The following is a 17,378-nucleotide window of genomic DNA, read 5'->3' on the forward strand; positions in this document are numbered from 1 at the left end:
CGGCGTCCAGGGCTGCGGTGTCCAGGGCTGCGGCGTCCAGGGCTGCGGCGTCCAGCGCCACGGCGGCCGCCCGGGCCTGCCGGTAGGCGCCCAGCGCGCCCCGACCACCCATCGAGCCCCGGCCTGTCGCGTCCCGGCTTGTCGCGTCCCGACCTGTCGAGCCCCGGCCGACGCCATGCGGCGACCGCCCGGGCCATGGCCGCCAGCGGTGCGACGCCCGACGGAGCGGCGTCCAGGGCTGCGGTGTCCAGGGCTGCGGCGTCCAGGGCTGCGGCGTCCAGCGCCACGGCGGCCGCCCGGGCCTGCCGGTAGGCGCCCAGCAGTTCGATCCAGCGGCCCTCGTCGGCCAGGGAACGGAGCCGGTGCTCCTCGTACGTGATCACGATTTTCAGCGTACGGGCCGGGGCGGCACGGAAGCTGACTTGCCGTCAGTTCGGTGCGTCGGCCCCGCCGCCGGGCGTCCCGGCCGAGCGGCCACCCGGCTGCCCGCCCGGCGACCCGGCCCCCGCCTCGCGCTCCCGTTCGAGGACGGCCCGCAGCCGGACCAGGGCCCGCCGCCGGGTCACCGCCAGCGTGGAGCGGTGCACGCCGAGCAGCTCGGCGGCCTCCTCCATGCTGTACCCGTCGAGGTCGACCAGCGCCACCGCCCGGGCCTGCTTGACCGTCAGACAGCGCAACAGCCGGACCACCTCCCAGTGCGCCTGCAGCTCGTCCACGCCGCCGCCCGCCGGATCGGCGCCCCCGCCCCGGACGGCCCGGGCGCCCCGCACGCCCCCGGCCGCCGCGGCCGCGCCCGCGCAGTCGGCCGTCCCGGCGCGCTCGGCCGCCGCGCCGGGCTCCGGCCGGAGCACGCGGCGCCGGTCGCGGCGCCACTCGTCGCGGACGATGTTGGCCATCGTGGTGAACGCGTACGCATAGGGCTGCGGATGGCCGAGAAAGCGGTCGGGACGCCGGGCGATGCGGAGATAGGCCTCATGCACGACATCCCCCGCACCGAACGCATTTCCGAGCAGCAGCGCGGCCGCCCGATGGAGCCTCGGCAGCAATTCCGTGAACACCCGGTCGAATTCCGCCGATTCGGCCCCGGAACGGAGATCCGCTCCTCCTCCGCCCTGACAGCCCGCCGTTGACTCCATGCCGCCCCCTCGGAAATCGGCACCCCGAAGGCCTGGTTGGCGAACGCCGGACCAACCGGCCTGTGACGCAGATCACATCATAGTTCGTCATCCCACCGTGTGCACTCATTCGTGTGCAATACGTCACCGACCGCGCGGCGCAAGGGAATTGGGAATCCCGGGGCATTCCGGGATCCCCCGCCGACCCGCCGACCGTCCGGGGACGTACCCCAGGAGCGAGGAGAAAACGCCAATGACCGGATGCATCACCCGGAACATCGCCAAGCTCGGCATGGTGGCCGCCGCCACCCTCGGCGTGCTCGGCACCACCACCCTCCCGGCCGCCGCCGTCACCCTCCCGACCGGTGCCGCCGCCGGAACGACCGTGATCACCGCCAAGCAGGCCGCCACCACCCCCGTCGCGATCACCGCCTCCTACCGCTGCGTCATCACCGCCGACTACGGCTGGCGCTGGGAGGGCAACTGCCGGATCTACTCCGGCGAGCTGCGCACCATCACCTACTGCGCCAACGGCACCTCCAGCACCGGCCTGTGGATCGGCGCCCGGCCCGAGCCGTGGGCGGTCTGGGGCAACTGCCCGGGCTCCAGCTGGACCCGGATCGTGTTCCAGAGCCGCGGCTGACCGTACGGCCTGATCAGGGGTGCCGTCCGGCGCGGGGCGGCACCCCTTCCGTCGGGGCGGTGGCGGCCGCCGTCCGGCCGCCGGCGGCGCGGATCCGGTCCTCGTACGCGGCGAGGTCCCGGTGGTCCTGGCCGGTGGTGACCGCGAGCAGCGCGTCCCGGTCGGCCGGACGCAGGTCGACGGCCGGTCCCGTTCGAACTCCCGGCGGGCGAACACGGCGCCGGCGAACTCTCGCCCCTGCTCGTCGGTGAGGGCGCCCGCGAGCCGGGCGGTCAGGCGGCGCGGTCGTGCCGGTCCTTAGGGTCGGGCCGGTCGGCCGACGACCGGGTCCGGGGGTGGACGGTCGCGAAGTCCTCGATGGCGAACTCACCGGCCTCCCGGTAGGCCGCTCGTTCCTGGGCGGTCGGGGAGAGCGCGACGAAGGCCGAGGTGAGGAAGAGGAAGGAGCCGAGGCCGACGGCCAGCGGGAAGACGAACTCCATCGGGTTGGCCCCGCCGAGCCCGGTGCGGGCCGGTTCCAGGTGGACGTGGATCGCGGCCATGCCGGTGTAGTGCATACAGCTCACCGCGAGGCCCATGACCAGGGACGCGCCGACGGCCGCGTAGACGTTGCGGATGGTGACGGCGGCCCAGAGCGCGGCGGTGGCGGCGCCGACCGCGATGAGCACCGAGAGCGCCACCGTCGCGGCGTCGTAGCGCAGTCCGCCGTGCAGCCGCATGGCGGCCATGCCGAGGTAGTGCATGGCCGCGACGCCGAGTCCGGTGGTGAGGCCGCCGGCCAGCAGGGCGAGGCCGCGGTGGCGCCCGTGGGCGACCGCGGCCAGTCCGAGGCCGGTCACCAGGACGGCCACCAGCAGGCTGAGTACGGTGAGTCCGACGTCGTAGCGGAGTTCGGTGCCGTCGACGGCGAAGCCGAACATCGCCACGAAGTGCATCGTCCAGATGCCGGAGCCGATCGCGGCGGCTGCGGTGAGCAGCCAGTTCCGGCGGGAGGCCCCGGACGCGGCGAGGGCCCGCAGCATGCACCGCAGGCCCAGCGCGGCGCCCGCGCACGCCATGACGTACGAGAGCGCGGGCGTCAGCCAGCCGAAGCTGAAGTGGTTCATGGTGCCCATGGGACCTCCGGTCGACCGGTCGGGCCCGGGGCGGTTCAGGCTGCGCCCGGGCACCCTGGGCCGGGCGGACTCCGGGCGGTGGCGGACCGAGCGGCCGGCCCGGATCGGGGTCGACCGCCTTGTCATATGCCAGCCGCACGTGCGCTTCCGGCCTGGGGTGCGTGGGACGCTATCGGCGGGCCGGAATTGGTTCCGCGAAGATGTGAAAAGCTGCGCGCAGCGGAAGGGTGCTGTGTTCGAATGGACCGGTCCTGTGCCGCCCGGCCGGTGCGCCGGGCGGACGGAGTTGGGCTGACAGAATCTGATATCTGAAATCCGTCAGCTGTCATCTGTTATCTGTCAGTTGTCAGCCGTCGACTGTCAGCCGTCACCCCCGCGACGTCAGCCGGATCCGCATCGGACTGTTCACCTCCAGCGTGATCCCCTGCCCCAGCCGCACCCCACGGTCGATCACGTCGACGTCGAACTCCCGCAGCAGCACGCCCAGCGACAGCACCGACTCCAGCATCGAGAAGTGCTGCCCGATGCAGGCGCGCGGCCCGGCGCCGAACGGGTACCAGGCGAAGCGGTGCCGCTCCTTCTCCCGCTCGGGCAGGAAGCGGTCCGGGTCGAACCGGTCCGGCTCCTCCCAGTGGTCCGGGTGCCGGTGGGCGACCCACGGCGCCACGATCACCTGCGCGCCCGCCGGGATCCGGTACCCGCCGATCACCGTCTCGGCCACCACGCGCCGCCCCACCTGGGTGGCCGCCGGGTAGAGCCGCATCGCCTCCTTCAGCACCCGGGTGAGGTACGGCAGCGCGTCCAGGTCGGCGGCCGTCGGCTCCCGCCCGGCCAGCACCGCGTCGGCCTCCTCCCGCGCCAGGCGCCGCTCCTGCGGGTGCTTGGCGAGCAGGTGCAGCGCGAAGGCCATCGAGGTCGCCGTGGTCTCGTGTCCGGCGAGCAGGAAGACCAGTACCTGGTCCCGGAGTTCGGCCGGATCGAGCCGTTCGCCGTCCTCGCCCCGGGCCCGGGTGAGCAGCTCCAGCAGGTCGTCCGAAACCGGCCCGTCCGCCCGGCCGGCCCCCTCGCCCCCGCCACCCCCGTCGCCCCGGGTGGCCCGCACCGCCCGTTCGGCGATGATCCCGTCGCACACCTCGTACAGCTCGCGCCGCGCCGCGGCACCGCGCCGGTTGGCGGCCGTCGGCCAGGAGCGGGGCAGCAGGACGGGCGCGAAGCCGCGGTCGAGCACGTACTGGCTGAGCACCGGGAAGCAGCGGCCCACCACCTCCACCGCCGCCTCGACGTCCGTCCCGAACAGGATCCGGGAGACCGTGCGCAGCGCGAACCGCGACATCTCCTGCGAGGCGTCGACCACCCCGTCCGGCACCGCCCGCCACCGTTCGGCGAGCGCCGCGCTCTCCAGGGCGATGGCGTTCACGTAGCCGTCCACCCGGCGGCGGGTGAACAGCGGCTGGATCAGCCGGCGCTGGCGCAGGTACTCGGCGTCCTGGCTGGTCAGCAGCCCGTTGCCGACGGTGGTCCGCAGCTCGGCGTAGAAGTTGTTCTCCTTGCGGAAGTTGGCCGCCTCGGTGCCCAGCACCTGGTGCGCGCCCTCCGGGGAGAACACCATGAAGAACTCGGCGCGCAGCCCGGGCGGGCCGGCGGTGAACCGGACGACGTCGCCGTACTCACGGCGGGCGGCGAGGTAGGTCTTGAGCGGCCGCCGGGTCAGGTCGAACAGCGACCCGACCAGCGGGTGTCCGGGCGGCCCGGGCACCCGGGCGACGGCGGTGGCGGTGGTGGCAGGGGCGGCGGGGGTGGCAGGGGCGGCGGTGGCGGCGGCAGTGGTGGGAGCGGCGGTGTCGTCGGAGCCGGCGTCGGCGGTGGTCATCGGCGTATCCCCATCCTTGGCGATGTCCTCGGCGATGTCCTCGATGGCATCCTCGGTGGCGTCCTCGATGGCGTCCTCGTGGCGCTCCCTCCAACGTAACTGACGGGTAATCAGCGGAGAAGGGCGACAGCCGCCGCCACGCCCGGCCGTTTGCGCCTTCCGACAGTCACCCCGCCACCCGCAGCACCCCTCGCCTGTGCGATGAGACAGGCGATTCTCCGCCCGCATCTGCGGCACTATGATCGGCGTAACGGCCGCACCTGCGGCTTTCACCCCGCGCCCCTTCCGGCGCGCCCAGGAGGGGAACCGAAGGAATGACCATCCGCAGACTCACGGTCGCCGCCACGGCGGCCCTCGTCCTCGCCCTCGGGGCGACCGCCTGTGGCAGCGGCGGCGACGGCGACGCGCCGAAGAGCACCGCCACCGCCGGCAACGGCACCGCCCCGACCGCGGGCACGTCGGCCGGCGCTCCGAAGGCCTCCGGCGCGATCACCGTCTTCGCCGCCGCCTCGCTCAAGGAGAGCTTCACCGAGCTCGGCAAGAAGTTCGAGGCCGCCAACCCGGGCGCCAAGGTCACCTTCAACTTCGGCGGCAGCTCCGCCCTCGCCACCAGCATCAACTCCGGCGCCCCGGCCGACGTCTTCGCCGCCGCCAGCCCGGCCACGATGAAGACCGTCACCGACGCGGGCGGCGCCGCCGGCGAGCCGAAGACCTTCGTCCGCAACACGCTCGCCATCGCCGTGCCCAAGGGCAACCCCAAGCACGTCGCCGGCCTGGCCGACCTGGCCGCGCCCGGGGTGAAGGTGGCGCTCTGCGCGAAGGAGGTCCCCTGCGGCGCCGCCGCGCTGACCGCCCTCAAGGCCGCCAACGTGAACCTCACCCCGGTCACCCTGGAGCAGGACGTCAAGGGCGCGCTGACCAAGGTGGAGCTCGGTGAGGTCGACGCGTCGCTGGTGTACCGCACCGATGTGAAGGCCGATGCTGCGAAGATCGACGGCGTGGACTTCCCCGAGGCCGCCAAGGCCGTGAACGACTACCCGATCGCCGCGCTGGCCAAGGCGCCGAACAAGGACGGCGCCGCCGCCTTCGTCGCCTACATCCAGTCGCCCGAGGCCCAGCAGGTGCTGACCGCGGCGGGCTTCCAGGCGCCGTGATCCGTCGCACCACCCGCCCCTCCCCCACCGGAGGCACGCCCGGCGGACCCGACGGCGGGCCCGGCGGCTGGTCCGCCGAAGGGCCCTCCGGCGGGCCGTCCGGCAAGCCGCGCCGTGGGCGGCGGCGGGCGCACCGGGTGCCGGTCGCCCTGCTGCTCCCGGCGCTGCTCGGCCTGGCCTTCCTGATCCTCCCGCTCGTCGGGCTGCTGATCCGGGCGCCCTGGAGTTCGCTCTCGGAGCAGCTCACCAGCCCGCAGGTGTGGGAGGCGCTGCGGCTGTCCCTGGTGTCCGCCACGGCGGCGACGGGGGTGTCGCTGGTGCTGGGGGTGCCGCTGGCCTGGCTGCTGGCCCGGACCGAGCTGCCCGGCCGGCGGCTGGTCCGGGCCCTGGTCACGCTGCCGCTGGTGCTGCCGCCGGTGGTCGGCGGCGTGGCGCTGCTGCTGGTGCTCGGCCGGCGCGGCATCGTCGGCTCCTGGCTGGACTCCGCCTTCGGGCTCACCCTGCCGTTCACCACCACCGGCGTGGTGATCGCGGAGGCGTTCGTCGCGATGCCCTTCCTGGTGATCAGCGTCGAGGGCGCGCTGCGCGCCGCCGACCCGCGCTACGAGGAGGCGGCCGCCACGCTCGGCGCGTCCCGGCTGACCACCTTCCGCCGGGTGACCCTGCCGCTGATCGCCCCGGGGATCGGCGCCGGCGCGGTGCTGGCCTGGGCCCGGGCGCTCGGCGAGTTCGGGGCGACGATCACCTTCGCGGGCAACTTCCCCGGCCGCACCCAGACCATGCCGCTCGCCGTCTACCTCGCGATGGAGTCGGATCCGCAGGCGGCGATCGCGCTCTCGCTGGTGCTGCTGGTGGTGTCCGTCGCGGTCCTGGCCGGACTGCGCGACCGCTGGCTGTCCACGCCGTGACGCCGTCCCCGCCGTTCCCGGCGTCCGTGACATGCGTAGCGTCCGTGGCGTCCGGGGCCACCGGCTGCCCCTCCACCCGCCCGCGCCGCCCGGAGCGCGCTCCGGGCCCCCTCCTCGGGACGCCGCTGCGATGACCCCCGCCACCACCTCCGCCACCGACCGGGCGGGCGATCCCGGCCGGCCCGGCCTGGACGCCCGGCTGCGCGTCGACCGCGCCGCCTTCAGCCTGGACCTCGCGCTCGCCGCCGCCCCCGGCGAGGTGGTCGCGCTGCTCGGCCCGAACGGCGCCGGCAAGTCCACCGCCCTGCGCGCGCTGGCCGGCCTGCTCCCGCTCACCGACGGCCACCTGCGCCTGGACGGGCACGTGCTGGAGGACCCGGCCCGGCGGCTGCACACCCCCGCCGAGGAACGCCCGGTCGGCGTGGTCTTCCAGGACTACCTGCTCTTCCCGCACCTCAGCGCGCTGGACAACGTCGCCTTCGGCCCGCGCTGCCAGGGTCGCCCCAAGCGCGAGGCGCGGGCCGAGGCCGCCGCCTGGCTGGCGCGGATGGACCTCGCCGACCACGCCGACGCCCGTCCGGCCCGGCTCTCCGGCGGCCAGGCCCAACGGGTGGCGCTGGCCCGCGCGCTGGCCGTCCGCCCGCGACTGCTGCTGCTGGACGAGCCGCTGGCCGCCCTGGACGCCCGCACCAGGCTCGACGTCCGGGCCCAACTACGCCGGCATCTGGCCGAGTTCGAGGCGGTCGCGGTGCTCGTGACGCACGACCCGCTGGACGCGATGGTGCTCGCGGACCGGCTGGTGGTGATCGAGCACGGACGCGAGGTGCAGTCCGGCGGACCGGCCGAGATCGCCCGGCGCCCGCGGACCGACTACATCGCCCGGCTGGTCGGACTCAACCTGTACCGGGGCACGGCCGACGGACACCGGGTCACCCTGCCGGACGGGGCCGTGCTGGCCACCAGCGAGGAGCTGTCCGGCCCGGCGTTCGTCGCCTTCCCACCGGCCGCGGTCACCCTGCACGGCGAGCGGCCGCAGGGCAGCGCGCGCAACGTCTGGGAGCTGACGGTCAACGGCCTGGACCTGCACGGCGACCAGGTCCGGGCCGACCTGGCGGGCGCCGTCCCGATGGCCGCCGACCTGACCCCGGCCGCGGCCGCCGAACTCCGCCTCGCGCCCGGCTCGACCGTCTGGGCGGCGGTCAAGGCCGCCCAGACACACGCCTACCCGGCCTGAGCCCCGCCCCGCCCCGCCGGTCATCGACCTCGCACCGGCATCGGCGCTACTCGGCGGGCGGCACTCGGCATCGCCCCACTCGGCGGACGCTACTCGGTCGGCGCCACGAAGCCGGACTCGTACGCGGCGATCACCGCCTGGGTGCGGTCCCGCGCGCCGAGCTTCGCCAGCACGCTGCTGACGTGCGTCTTCACCGTCTGCACGCCGAGGAACAGCTGCTCGGCGATCTCGCCGTTGGTCAGCCCGCGCGCCACCAGGCGCAGTACCTCGGCCTCGCGCTCGGTCAGCGCGGCCCGGGCCATCGTCTCGCGCGCCGCCGGGTTGGCCTGACCGGCCGCGAGGCGGCGGATCTGGGCGGGGAAGAGCAGCGACTCCCCGGCCGCCACCAGCCGGACCGCCTGGGCGATCTCGGCGGGCCGGGTGCGCTTGAGCAGGAAGCCGTCGGCCCCGGCGCGCAGGGCCTGGTAGACGTAGTCGTCGATCTCGAAGGTGGTGACGACCACGATCTTCGGCGCGTACCCGCCGGGGGCGGCGGCGTCCCGGACGAGTTCGCGGGTGGCGGCGAGGCCGTCCGTCCCGGGCATCCGGACGTCCATCAGCACCACGTGCGGGCGCAGCCGACGGGCCAGCGCGACCGCCTCGGCGCCGTCGGACGCCTCGCCGACCACCCGCAGGTCGCCCTGCGCCTCCAGGACGGCCCGCAGTCCGGCCCGGACCAGTTCCTCGTCGTCGGCCAGCAGAATGTCGATCATCACGCGCCCAAGCGTAGGGGCACCCGGACGGCCAGCACCCATTCGCCGGACTCGGCGCCCGCCGTGGCCTCGCCGCCGAGCAGCACGGCCCGTTCGCGGATGCCGCGAAGTCCCTTGCCGCCTCGGCGCGATGCGCCGAGACGCGTGCCGGCCCCGGTCACGGTTCGGGTACCTGCACCGGCGCCACGTGCGGACGCGCCGGACCCCGTCCCGGACGCCCCCGGCGCCGGACCGAGCGCGGTGGCGCAGCGCAGCTCCAACCGGCCCTCGCGGACCGCGATCCGGATGCCGATCGGTTCGCCGGGCGCGTACTTGAGGGCGTTGGTGACGCCCTCCTGGACGATCCGGTAGGCCTCGCGGGAGAGCACCCCGGGCAGCGTCCCGGCCGGGACGTCGACCCGGGCCTCGACGGGGCTGCCGGCCGCCCGGGCGGTGTCGAACAGGGTGGGCAGCTGCTCGATCCCGGGCCGCTCCCGCGCGTCGGGGCCGTCCACGCCGCCTGCCGTGCCGGTGGGCGCGGTGTCCGGGCCGCCGGTGTCGCGGAGCAGGGCGAGGGTGCGTTCCAGGTCGTCCATCGCCTGCCGGCCGGTCTCCTCGATGACTTCGAGCGCCCTGGCGACGAACGCCGGGTCGCCCACCGCCCGCGCGGCGCCCGCCTGAAGGACCGTCACCGTCAGCGCGTGGCCGATGGAGTCGTGCAGTTCGCGGGCCAACAGGTTGCGCTCCAGCAGGCGTTCGGCGCGCAGTTCTGCGGCGGCCAGCCGCTCGGCCGGGGACGGCCCCAACAGCCGCACCGCCATCTCCAGTTGGAGCCGACCGGCCCAGACGGCCAGCCAGCCGAGCGCGAACAGCAGCACCGGCGCCAGCAGCGGGTACCAGGTCTGCCCGTCGGTGGCGGGCGGGCGCCACCCGAACAGTTCGGGGGTCCGGCCGAGTACGAGCTCCACGGCGGTGGCCGGCACCAGGATCGAGGCGACGCCGACGACCGTGCCGAGGGCCGCCCGGCCGACCAGCCAGAGCGCGGTGCGCCACCGGTCGGACCAGCCGCGGGCGGGCTCGGCGGCGATGTCCTGCTCGCGGTCGGGGACGAGCAGCAGCCGCGCCTGCACGCCCTCCGCCCGGCGCATCGCGGGCAGCAGCGCCACGAGCACCAGCAGCGCGACGTCCGTCGGTACCGCCCGGACCAGCACCTCGCCGAGGTCCCACCGGTAGGTGCCCGGATAGACCATCAGGACGACGCCGACGAAGACCCATCCGATCAGGAGGTGCAGCCACCGCGCGTAGGTGGCGGCGCTCAGCAGGGGCGCGATTATCCGGGGCATCGCGCCATCCTGCCAGGTCAGCGCCGTGGCCGGCCTCCCCCCCGGGAGGGAGTCGGGTCCCCTCCCGGGCGGGATCCGCCGGACGGGCCGGCTCCGGTCTGATGGAGGACGTCGGAAGGACCGGAACACCGGCACAGCACCGACACCGGCATCGGTACCGATACCGGCACCGGCACCGGCACCGGCACCGGCAACAGAGCGACGACGCACGGGAACCAGGAGGGACGGACGTGATCAAGGTTGAGGGCCTCAGCAAGGAGTACGGCGGGGTGCGGGTGGTGGACGGGCTCGACTTCGAGGTCCGCCCCGGGGTGGTGACCGGCTTCCTCGGCCCGAACGGCGCCGGGAAGAGCACCACCATGCGGCTGATCCTCGACCTCGACCGGCCCACCGCCGGCCGCGCCCTCGTGAACGGTCGCCGGTACGCCGAACTCGACTCCCCGCTGCGGCAGGTGGGCGCGCTGCTCGACGCGCACGCCCTGCACGGCGGCCGCACGGCGCGCGGCCACCTGCGCTGGCTGGCGGCGAGCAACGGCCTACCGGAGCGCCGGGTGGACGAGGTGCTCGGCCAGGTCGGATTGGCGGACGCCGCTGGGCGGCGGATCCGCGGCTACTCGCTCGGCATGCGCCAGCGCCTCGGCGTGGCCGCCGCCCTGCTCGGCGACCCGCCGGTGCTGATGCTCGACGAGCCGGTGAACGGCCTCGACCCGGAGGGCATCCGCTGGATCCGCACCCTGCTGCGGGAGTTGGCCACGCAGGGGCGCGCGGTGCTGGTCTCCTCGCACCTGATGACGGAGATGGCGCTGACCGCGGACCACCTGGTGGTGATCGGCCGGGGCCGGCTGCTGGCGGACTCCGCGACCCGGGAGTTCATCGACCGGCACGGCCGCACCCGGGTCCGGGTCCGCGCGGTCGACCCGGCCAGGCTGGACGCCCTGCTGCGCGGTTCCGGCCTGGCCGCCGAACCGCTGCCCGACGGCGCCTGGGAGGTCAGCGGCGCGGAACCGGAGCGGATCGCCGCCCTGGCGGCCGCCAACGGCGTGGTGCTGTACGAGATCGCCGTCCAGCAGGACTCATTGGAGGAGGCCTTCATGCGGATGACCACCGACAGCGTCGAGTACCGGGCGGTGGCGGCATGAGCGCCGTGCTCGCCCCGGCCGGGAAGACCCGCGCGACCCGCGCGGTGCCCGCCGCCCTCCGCTCCGAGTGGCTCAAGTTCGCCACCCTGCGCTCCCAGTGGATCGCCCCGGTCTGCGCCGTCGTCCTGACCGTGGGGATCACCGCCGCCGTCAACGCCGCCTACGGGAAGGTCGACCACTCGCTGGGCGAGGATCCGGCCGACGGCCTCTACTACGGCCTGCTGTTCGGCCACGTCGCGGTGGCGGCCCTCGGGATCCTCCTGGTCGGGCAGGAGTTCAACACCCGCATGATCGGCGTCTCGCTGACCGCCGTCCCGCACCGCGGCCGGCTCTACGCGGCCAAGCTCGCGCTGGGCGCCGGGCTGGGACTGCTGACGGGGGTGGTCTCCACGGCCGGCTCCGCCCTGGCGGTCGCCGGCACGGTCGGACTGGACCTGTCGACTCCCGGCCTCGGCCGGAGCTTCCTCGCCGCCGTGCTCTACCACCCGCTGCTGGTCGTGCTCTGCCTCGGACTGACGGCCGTGCTGCGCAACTTCAGCGCGGCGCTCGGCCTGCTGACCCCGATGCTGTTCCTCGGCACGACCCTGCTGGCGGCGATCCCCGGGGTCCGCGAGGCGGGACAGTTCCTCCCCGACCGGGCCGGGCTGTACGCAATGCGCACCCAGCCCGACCCGGCGATCCACTTCGGGCACTGGACCGGCCTGCTGATCATGGCGCTCTGGGCCGGGGCGGCCGCGTACGGCGGACTGCGCTCCCTCCGCCGCTACGAGGTCTGACGTCCGGGAGCGGGACGGCCCACGCCATGTGCAACCGACGAGTTGCACATGGCGTGGACGGCATGGGACCCTCGGGCAACGAATCGAGGAGGTTCAGCGCATGGTCGCCGACAGGATCGAGCGTGAGATCGTCATCGCGGCAGCCCGCGAGCGGGTCTGGGAGGTCCTCACCCGGACGGAGTTCCCGGCCACCCGGATCGAACAGGCCGAGCCGCCGGCCACCCTCACCCTCCGCAGGACGCCGGACGAGCCCGCCACCCTGATCGAGTTCACCCTCACCCCGGAGCCCGGCGGCCACACCCGACTGCGCGTGGTGGAACGCGGACCCGCTGGCCTCCCGCAGGACGACGCCGACTGGACACAGCGGCTGACCGAACTCGCCTGCCGGACGGAGCGCCTCACCCGGCCCACGACCCGACGGGCGACTGACAGCTGACAGCTGACGGATGACAGATGACAGATATTGAAATCTGTCATCCGTCAGCTGTCAGTCATCAGCCGCCATTCCGGCGCCCGATCGCGGCGATTGTGAAGAGAAATTACGCGCGGATTAAACGCGAGTAAAATAGCGTAACCCTACTCTCCAGTTGACCGCAGGTGGCGAGAAGTAGTCGACTCAAAATTCCCACGAGCAATCTTCCAAATCATTGGAGAAAATCGAGCAGAACTCGATGACCGCCAACCGCAGGCTGACCCGGACACATTCACCCAAGCCCCTGGCCGGCACCGGCCACACCGCTCTGACTTCGCACTTCTCCCCCCGAGGCGCCCAGCCCCGGCACTCCTCGCACACCTGTGCCCAGTCGTCCGTGACATTTCCGGGACCAGCGGTGCACAAATGATCGGCCCGCGAGCTTCGGCCAACGTTCGATTGATCCTTGTTCTGTCGAGCACGATCAACGTAGGGTTATTTTGATCGTTGATCTAGGGCAACCCCCGCTGTTCCACCACTCCCGCGCACAGAGCACCATCTCGGATATGCCTGGGGAGAGTGATGAAGCAACCCGATAGGACAACGCTCCTCGATGTCACGCTTCGTGACGGGGGCTACGTCAATCAACACTCGTGGACCATCGAGCAGGCCGTGCGGGTCGTACGGACCTGCGCGAGCGCCCGCATCCCGTTCACGGAGGTCGGCTACCTCCGCCCCCGTCGCCACCGCGTCGACGGGGCCGAGGCGCCGGCGGCCTCCTGCCCGCCCCACTACCTGGACGGTCTCCAGGAGGTGGCCGGATCGACCGGGGTCACGGTGATGGCCCACGTCAAGGACACCGAGCCGAAGGACCTGGCCCGGCTCGCCGACCACGGTGTGCGCCTGGTCCGGGTGCCCACCAGACCGGACCGGGTGGAACGCCTCGCCCCGTACGTCGCGGCGGCGCACGAAGCGGGCCTGGAGTTCGCCGTCAACGTGATCCGGGTCAGCGAGTTGGAGGACGAGACCGTCCTGGCCGCGGCGGCCGCCGCCGCGGCGCTGGACGCCGACATCTTCTACCTGGCCGACTCCAACGGGAGCCTGTTCCCGGAGGACGTGGCCAGGCTCGCCGCGAAGGTCCAGCACGAGAGCGGCCTCACACTCGGCTTCCACCCCCACGACGGCATCAGCATGGGGTTCTCCAACGCGCTCGCCGCGATGCGCGAAGGATTCACGTACGTCGACGCCTCCCTCGCCGGCATGGGCAAGGGGGGCGGAAACCTGGCGCTGGAGCTGGTCGCCTCGTACCTGCGCGCACACCGCGGGCAGGACCTCGTGGTGTCCCCGCTCGTGGAGACCTCCGCCGACCTGCTGGCCCCGTGGAAGGGGGCGGATCTCCGGGCCCAGTTCGAGTCCGTCGCCAGTGGCCTCCTCGACCTCAATCTCGACGCCCTGGAGGAGATCACGCGGGAGAGCCCTGAAGGGCTGCTCGCGCTGATCGACGGCACCACGTCCACCCGTTGACACCGATCAAGGAGAGCAAGATGTCATCCGACACCTTCATCGAGGAGATCGAGGCGATCATCGCCGAGCGGTCCAAGATGACGAGCCCGCTCTACCAGCTCATTCTCGACGGCAAGGCGACCGAGCGACTGCTGCAGACCTTCGTGGCGCAGCGCTGGCCCATCAAGAGCTGGTGGACCCGTAACCTGATGGGCGTCGGGCACCGCGCCGACGACCTGGAGCTGCGCCGTTCCTTCATCGAGAACGCCTACGAGGAGGAGACCGGCGGTCTGACCGACTCCAAGCGTCACGTCGACACCTTCGAGGACTTCGGCCGCGCGGTGGGCGTCGCACCGGAGTCGCTGCCGGGCGTCACGCCGTTCCCGGAGACCGTGGCGATCGTCGAGCACAACAAGAACGCGTGCAACAACACCAACGTCCACTTCACCGTGGGCGCCACCTCCGTACTGATGCTGATGGAGGGTCAGCCGCCGATCACCAACCGGGCCGGCCACAGCATGATGGCCGTCATGCGGGACGCCTACCAGCTTCCCGACTGGGGCTACGAGTTCTTCGTCCACCACGCCTCCGGTGACGCCGACCAGTCCGGCGTCAGCGAGCTGGAGGACGAGCACACCGAGCCGCTGCGCCAGCTGCTCGTCCGCTACTGCGACACGCCGCAGCGACAGGAGGACGCGAAGGCCAGCCTGCGCCAGGCGATCGAACTGCGCCACCGCCACTTCGACGCGATCCTGCGCGAGGGCTACGACCCCACCGAGCCGGTCTTCGTCTACTCCGCGTAGTCGTCGGCCACATCCCGTGCAGGCGGCGGCACTTGCCGCCGCGTCATTCCCTCGGCCGCCGGCCACGGGATCACGGGGCAGTCGTCAGCGAGTGGTCATCGGCCGGATGAGGGCGCCGTAGGCCCCGCGAGGACCGGCAGCACCGCGCGGGAGCGCGCGTCTCAAAGAAACCGGAGAACGATCGGATGACCACGTGACCGTCTACCCGCACGTCTTCTTCCAGGACCGCTGGGTGAGTTCCGCCGAAGCCGTCGTCCCGATCGGCAGTCTGGCCATGCGCTACGGACTGTCGGTGTTCGAGGGCATCCGGCTCTACGCACCACTCGACGGAGGACGTGCCAGAGCGTTCCTGCTGGCGGAGCACCTGGACCGGATGGGGCGTTCGCTGCAGGCGATGCGCTTCCCGGACCCCGGACTCTCCGCCCTGCCGGACATCATCACCGAACTGGCGGAACGGAACGACATCAGGCAGGACGCCTACGTGCGAGTGGCGGCCACACCGCTGAACGCCGGTCAGCTGGGGGAGCCCGCGCTCCCCCGGCTGAGCGTCACCGCCTCCCCGATGGGCCGCAAGCGCTGGCTCAACGAGGGCCGCTCGATGGCCCTGCAGATCAGCGACCGGGAGCGCGGCTCCTCTGCCGTGCACCCCCCGCACGCCAAGAACATCGCCAACTACGCAGGCCCCCGGCTGGCGTGGCTGGCGGCCAAGGAGGCGGGATTCGACGGCTGCGTCCTGGTGAACCGGCACGGCCGGCTCGCCGAGGCGCCCACCGCGGCACTCTTCCTGGTCCGGGACGGCGTGCTGTACACGCCGGCGCTGTCCGAGGACGTGCTCCCCAGCATCACCCGGGCCTGGGTGCTGCGGACGGCGCCCACGCTCGGCATCCCGGTGGAGGAGACGGAGCTGACGCGACAACAGGCCTGGTCCGCCGACGAGGCGTTCCTGTGTGGTACCGGCCTGGAGTTCGCTCCCGTCGCGTCCTTCGACGGCCACCTGTGCCGTCTCCACGAGAAGCAGCCGATCACCCGCCGACTCGTCATCGAGTACTTCCAAGACGTCCGCCGACCGGCCGGCCCGGCCCCCGCCCAGGAGGTGGCCGGTGTCAGCGGCCGACGCGACTGAGGCCCTTCCCGGCGGACCGCCGCCGACCCGCGGCCCCGATCCGGCGACGAAACCCGGCACCACGACCGAACCCGGCGCCCCGAGCGAACCCAGCGCCCCGAGCGAACCCGGCGCCCTGATCGACTGGCACACCGCCCTCGACACCGCCGCCCGCCTCACCGGCCTGGGCGACCGGCTGGCCGAACTCACCGAACGGGCCCAGCGGACGGCCCCGGCCTTCCGCAACCGGGCCTTCCCGCTCTCGCCCCTCCCGCTCTACCTGCGCGGCGAGGCCGTCGAGCGGACAGGCCGACGCCTGGAGGAATACGTCCGGCTGCTGGAGAAGGTCGTCCTGCTCCACCGCGGCGAGAAGCGGGTCCGCGACTGGTACCGGCTCAGCCGGGCGGCGGTCGAGTTGATCGACGCCGAGGGCGAGCGCGGCCCGGGGATCGGCGTGTGCCGGCTCGACGGCTACCTGGAACAGGGCACCGAGCGGCTGAGGATCCTGGAGAACAACGCCGACGCCCCCGCCGGGACGCTGTTCACGCCCAGGATCCACGCCGCCGTCCGGGACGTGCTGCGGCAGGCCGGGGTACCCGGGCAGGAGCACCACGCCCGCACCGCACCGGACGACCGCGCACTGCTGGACGCCCTGCTGGCCGGCCTGCCGGCCGCCCGCTCGGGGCGAACCGCGGAGGTCCGGGTCGCGGTGCTCCAGCCGCGGGGCCGGGCCAACCGGGAGAGCGGCGAGATGGCCGAACTCTTCAGCGCCCCGGGGGTGGAGGCGTTCGTCGCGGACCCACGGGAGCTGAGGGTGGTCGGCGGGCGCGTCCACGCGCGCGGCGGCCCGGTCGACGCGTGCTGGAACAAGATCAACACCGTCGCCTGGGGCACCCTGGTCGACGAGGACCCGGAGCTGGTCCGGACCTGGGTGCGGATCCTGCGCGACACCGACCTGGTCCACCTCAACTCCTTCGGCGCACGGTACATCGCCGAGTCCAAGCTCACCCTGGCCTTTCTGCAAGAGCCGGAATTCGCGGACCTGTTCGAGGACCGGGAGCGGCTGCCGGCCGAGGAGCTGCTGCCCTGGAGCCGCGCGCTGCGGCCCGGCTCCGAGCCGGACGAGCGGCTGCTCGCGGAGCAGCACCGTTTCGTGCTGAAGGAGCCCTACGACATTCGCGGCGACGGGGTCGTGGTCGGCCGCGCGGCCTCCCGGGCCGGCTGGCGGGCCACCCTGGCCGCTGCGGCCGAGCGGGGCGGGATCGTCCAGGAGTTCGTCCCGCCGACCGCGTACCCGGTGGTCCGCACCGACGGGCCGGTCCCCGTGGTGGCCATGCCGGTCAGCCTGGACACCTACCTGATCCACGGGAAGGTCGCCTTCCTCGGGTCCAAGGCGAGCCTCAACGCCCGGGTCAACGTCTTCCAGGGCGGCCAGAAGCTCTCCGTGCACGTGACCCCGCCCGATCCGACGGGATGACGGTCCGACGGAATGACGGTCCGACGAGATGGCGAGCGGGCCGGCAGCCGAGC

17 protein-coding genes are annotated in these 17,378 nt (G+C 73.4%); 12 read left to right on the top strand and 5 right to left on the bottom strand.

Going from position 1 to position 17,378, the window contains the following annotated elements; all coding sequences use genetic code 11:
* Positions 1-428 precede the first annotated feature (428 nt).
* Entirely contained in the window at positions 429-1,016 is a 588-nt protein-coding gene (locus tag AB0N76_RS20780; RefSeq protein ID WP_363559019.1) for a sigma-70 family RNA polymerase sigma factor, read from the bottom strand.
* Here AB0N76_RS20780 and AB0N76_RS20785 point away from each other — a divergent pair.
* On the top strand, positions 927-1,130 hold the full coding sequence (locus tag AB0N76_RS20785) for a hypothetical protein (RefSeq protein WP_363559023.1): 204 nt from the start codon (positions 927-929) through the stop codon (positions 1,128-1,130). The genes AB0N76_RS20780 and AB0N76_RS20785 overlap by 90 nt on opposite strands.
* 238 nt (positions 1,131-1,368) lie before the next feature.
* On the top strand, positions 1,369-1,758 hold the full coding sequence (locus tag AB0N76_RS20790) for a hypothetical protein (protein ID WP_363558964.1): 390 nt from the start codon (positions 1,369-1,371) through the stop codon (positions 1,756-1,758).
* A gap of 272 nt (positions 1,759-2,030) precedes the next feature.
* Here the strand turns inward: AB0N76_RS20790 and AB0N76_RS20795 are convergent, their stop codons facing one another.
* Together AB0N76_RS20795 and AB0N76_RS20800 are read right to left on the bottom strand one after the other, a co-directional pair.
* Positions 2,031-2,873 (bottom strand): MHYT domain-containing protein, encoded by an 843-nt coding sequence (locus AB0N76_RS20795; protein WP_363558965.1) that lies wholly within the window; start codon positions 2,871-2,873, stop codon positions 2,031-2,033.
* A gap of 367 nt (positions 2,874-3,240) precedes the next feature.
* Complete coding sequence (locus AB0N76_RS20800) at positions 3,241-4,743, bottom strand: cytochrome P450 (RefSeq protein ID WP_363558966.1); 1,503 nt, start codon at positions 4,741-4,743, stop codon at positions 3,241-3,243.
* A 314-nt stretch (positions 4,744-5,057) separates the two neighbouring features.
* Between AB0N76_RS20800 and modA the strand changes: the two genes are divergently transcribed.
* The 3 genes from modA (at position 5,058) to AB0N76_RS20815 (ending at position 8,039) form a co-directional block, all read left to right on the top strand.
* Entirely contained in the window at positions 5,058-5,897 is an 840-nt protein-coding gene (gene modA / locus AB0N76_RS20805) for a molybdate ABC transporter substrate-binding protein (protein ID WP_363558967.1), read from the top strand.
* Complete coding sequence (locus AB0N76_RS20810) at positions 5,894-6,805, top strand: ABC transporter permease (RefSeq protein ID WP_363558968.1); 912 nt, start codon at positions 5,894-5,896, stop codon at positions 6,803-6,805. The genes modA and AB0N76_RS20810 overlap by 4 nt, the downstream gene beginning before the upstream one ends.
* Positions 6,806-6,935: 130 nt before the next feature.
* Positions 6,936-8,039, top strand: coding sequence for an ABC transporter ATP-binding protein (locus tag AB0N76_RS20815; RefSeq protein WP_363558969.1), 1,104 nt, complete (start codon positions 6,936-6,938; stop codon positions 8,037-8,039).
* 89 nt (positions 8,040-8,128) lie between these two features.
* On the opposite strand, the gene AB0N76_RS20820 is transcribed toward AB0N76_RS20815, so the two are convergent.
* On the bottom strand, positions 8,129-8,794 hold the full coding sequence (locus AB0N76_RS20820; protein WP_363558970.1) for a response regulator transcription factor: 666 nt from the start codon (positions 8,792-8,794) through the stop codon (positions 8,129-8,131).
* Positions 8,791-10,113, bottom strand: coding sequence for a histidine kinase (locus tag AB0N76_RS20825; protein WP_363558971.1), 1,323 nt, complete (start codon positions 10,111-10,113; stop codon positions 8,791-8,793). Before AB0N76_RS20825 ends, AB0N76_RS20820 begins: the two co-directional genes overlap by 4 nt.
* Positions 10,114-10,343: 230 nt before the next feature.
* On the opposite strand from AB0N76_RS20825, the gene AB0N76_RS20830 reads away from it, so the two are divergent.
* The 7 genes from AB0N76_RS20830 to AB0N76_RS20860 all read left to right on the top strand — a co-directional run bounded on the left by AB0N76_RS20830 (position 10,344) and on the right by AB0N76_RS20860 (position 17,325).
* Positions 10,344-11,252 (top strand): ABC transporter ATP-binding protein, encoded by a 909-nt coding sequence (locus AB0N76_RS20830; RefSeq protein WP_363558972.1) that lies wholly within the window; start codon positions 10,344-10,346, stop codon positions 11,250-11,252.
* Positions 11,249-12,028: a hypothetical protein gene (locus AB0N76_RS20835; RefSeq protein WP_363558973.1), complete on the top strand. Its 780-nt coding sequence runs from the start codon at positions 11,249-11,251 to the stop codon at positions 12,026-12,028. Before AB0N76_RS20830 ends, AB0N76_RS20835 begins: the two co-directional genes overlap by 4 nt.
* Before the next feature lie 100 nt (positions 12,029-12,128).
* The gene (locus AB0N76_RS20840) at positions 12,129-12,464 is read left to right on the top strand and encodes a hypothetical protein (protein ID WP_363558974.1); all 336 of its coding nucleotides are present in this window, start codon (positions 12,129-12,131) and stop codon (positions 12,462-12,464) included.
* A gap of 558 nt (positions 12,465-13,022) precedes the next feature.
* Positions 13,023-13,964 carry a hypothetical protein gene (locus AB0N76_RS20845; protein WP_363558975.1) on the top strand — a complete coding sequence of 314 codons (942 nt, stop codon included), beginning with the start codon at positions 13,023-13,025 and terminating at the stop codon, positions 13,962-13,964.
* Between the two features lie 20 nt (positions 13,965-13,984).
* A complete protein-coding gene (locus tag AB0N76_RS20850; protein ID WP_363558976.1) occupies positions 13,985-14,746 on the top strand; it encodes an iron-containing redox enzyme family protein in 762 nt (253 codons plus the stop codon).
* A 193-nt stretch (positions 14,747-14,939) separates the two neighbouring features.
* On the top strand, positions 14,940-15,869 hold the full coding sequence (locus tag AB0N76_RS20855; RefSeq protein WP_363558977.1) for an aminotransferase class IV: 930 nt from the start codon (positions 14,940-14,942) through the stop codon (positions 15,867-15,869).
* Positions 15,847-17,325, top strand: coding sequence for a hypothetical protein (locus AB0N76_RS20860; RefSeq protein WP_363558978.1), 1,479 nt, complete (start codon positions 15,847-15,849; stop codon positions 17,323-17,325). Before AB0N76_RS20855 ends, AB0N76_RS20860 begins: the two co-directional genes overlap by 23 nt.
* Positions 17,326-17,378: the final 53 nt, after the last annotated feature.

The sequence above is a fragment of the Kitasatospora sp. NPDC093806 genome, assembly GCF_040683335.1.
In the GTDB taxonomy this organism is placed as follows: Bacteria; Actinomycetota; Actinomycetes; order Streptomycetales; family Streptomycetaceae; genus Kitasatospora.

Excerpts from the sequence above, each read along its gene's own strand:
- AB0N76_RS20845 (WP_363558975.1), top strand. The coding sequence starts at position 13,023 with ATGAAGCAACCCGATAGGACAACGCTCCTCGATGTCACGCTTCGTGAC.
- AB0N76_RS20850 (WP_363558976.1), top strand. The coding sequence starts at position 13,985 with ATGTCATCCGACACCTTCATCGAGGAGATCGAGGCGATCATCGCCGAG.
- AB0N76_RS20790 (WP_363558964.1), top strand. The coding sequence starts at position 1,369 with ATGACCGGATGCATCACCCGGAACATCGCCAAGCTCGGCATGGTGGCC.
- AB0N76_RS20795 (WP_363558965.1), bottom strand. The coding sequence starts at position 2,873 with ATGGGCACCATGAACCACTTCAGCTTCGGCTGGCTGACGCCCGCGCTC.
- AB0N76_RS20800 (WP_363558966.1), bottom strand. The coding sequence starts at position 4,743 with ATGACCACCGCCGACGCCGGCTCCGACGACACCGCCGCTCCCACCACT.
- AB0N76_RS20835 (WP_363558973.1), top strand. The coding sequence starts at position 11,249 with ATGAGCGCCGTGCTCGCCCCGGCCGGGAAGACCCGCGCGACCCGCGCG.
- AB0N76_RS20840 (WP_363558974.1), top strand. The coding sequence starts at position 12,129 with ATGGTCGCCGACAGGATCGAGCGTGAGATCGTCATCGCGGCAGCCCGC.
- AB0N76_RS20785 (WP_363559023.1), top strand. The coding sequence starts at position 927 with ATGGCCGAGAAAGCGGTCGGGACGCCGGGCGATGCGGAGATAGGCCTC.
- AB0N76_RS20815 (WP_363558969.1), top strand. The coding sequence starts at position 6,936 with ATGACCCCCGCCACCACCTCCGCCACCGACCGGGCGGGCGATCCCGGC.
- AB0N76_RS20825 (WP_363558971.1), bottom strand. The coding sequence starts at position 10,113 with ATGCCCCGGATAATCGCGCCCCTGCTGAGCGCCGCCACCTACGCGCGG.
- modA (WP_363558967.1), top strand. The coding sequence starts at position 5,058 with ATGACCATCCGCAGACTCACGGTCGCCGCCACGGCGGCCCTCGTCCTC.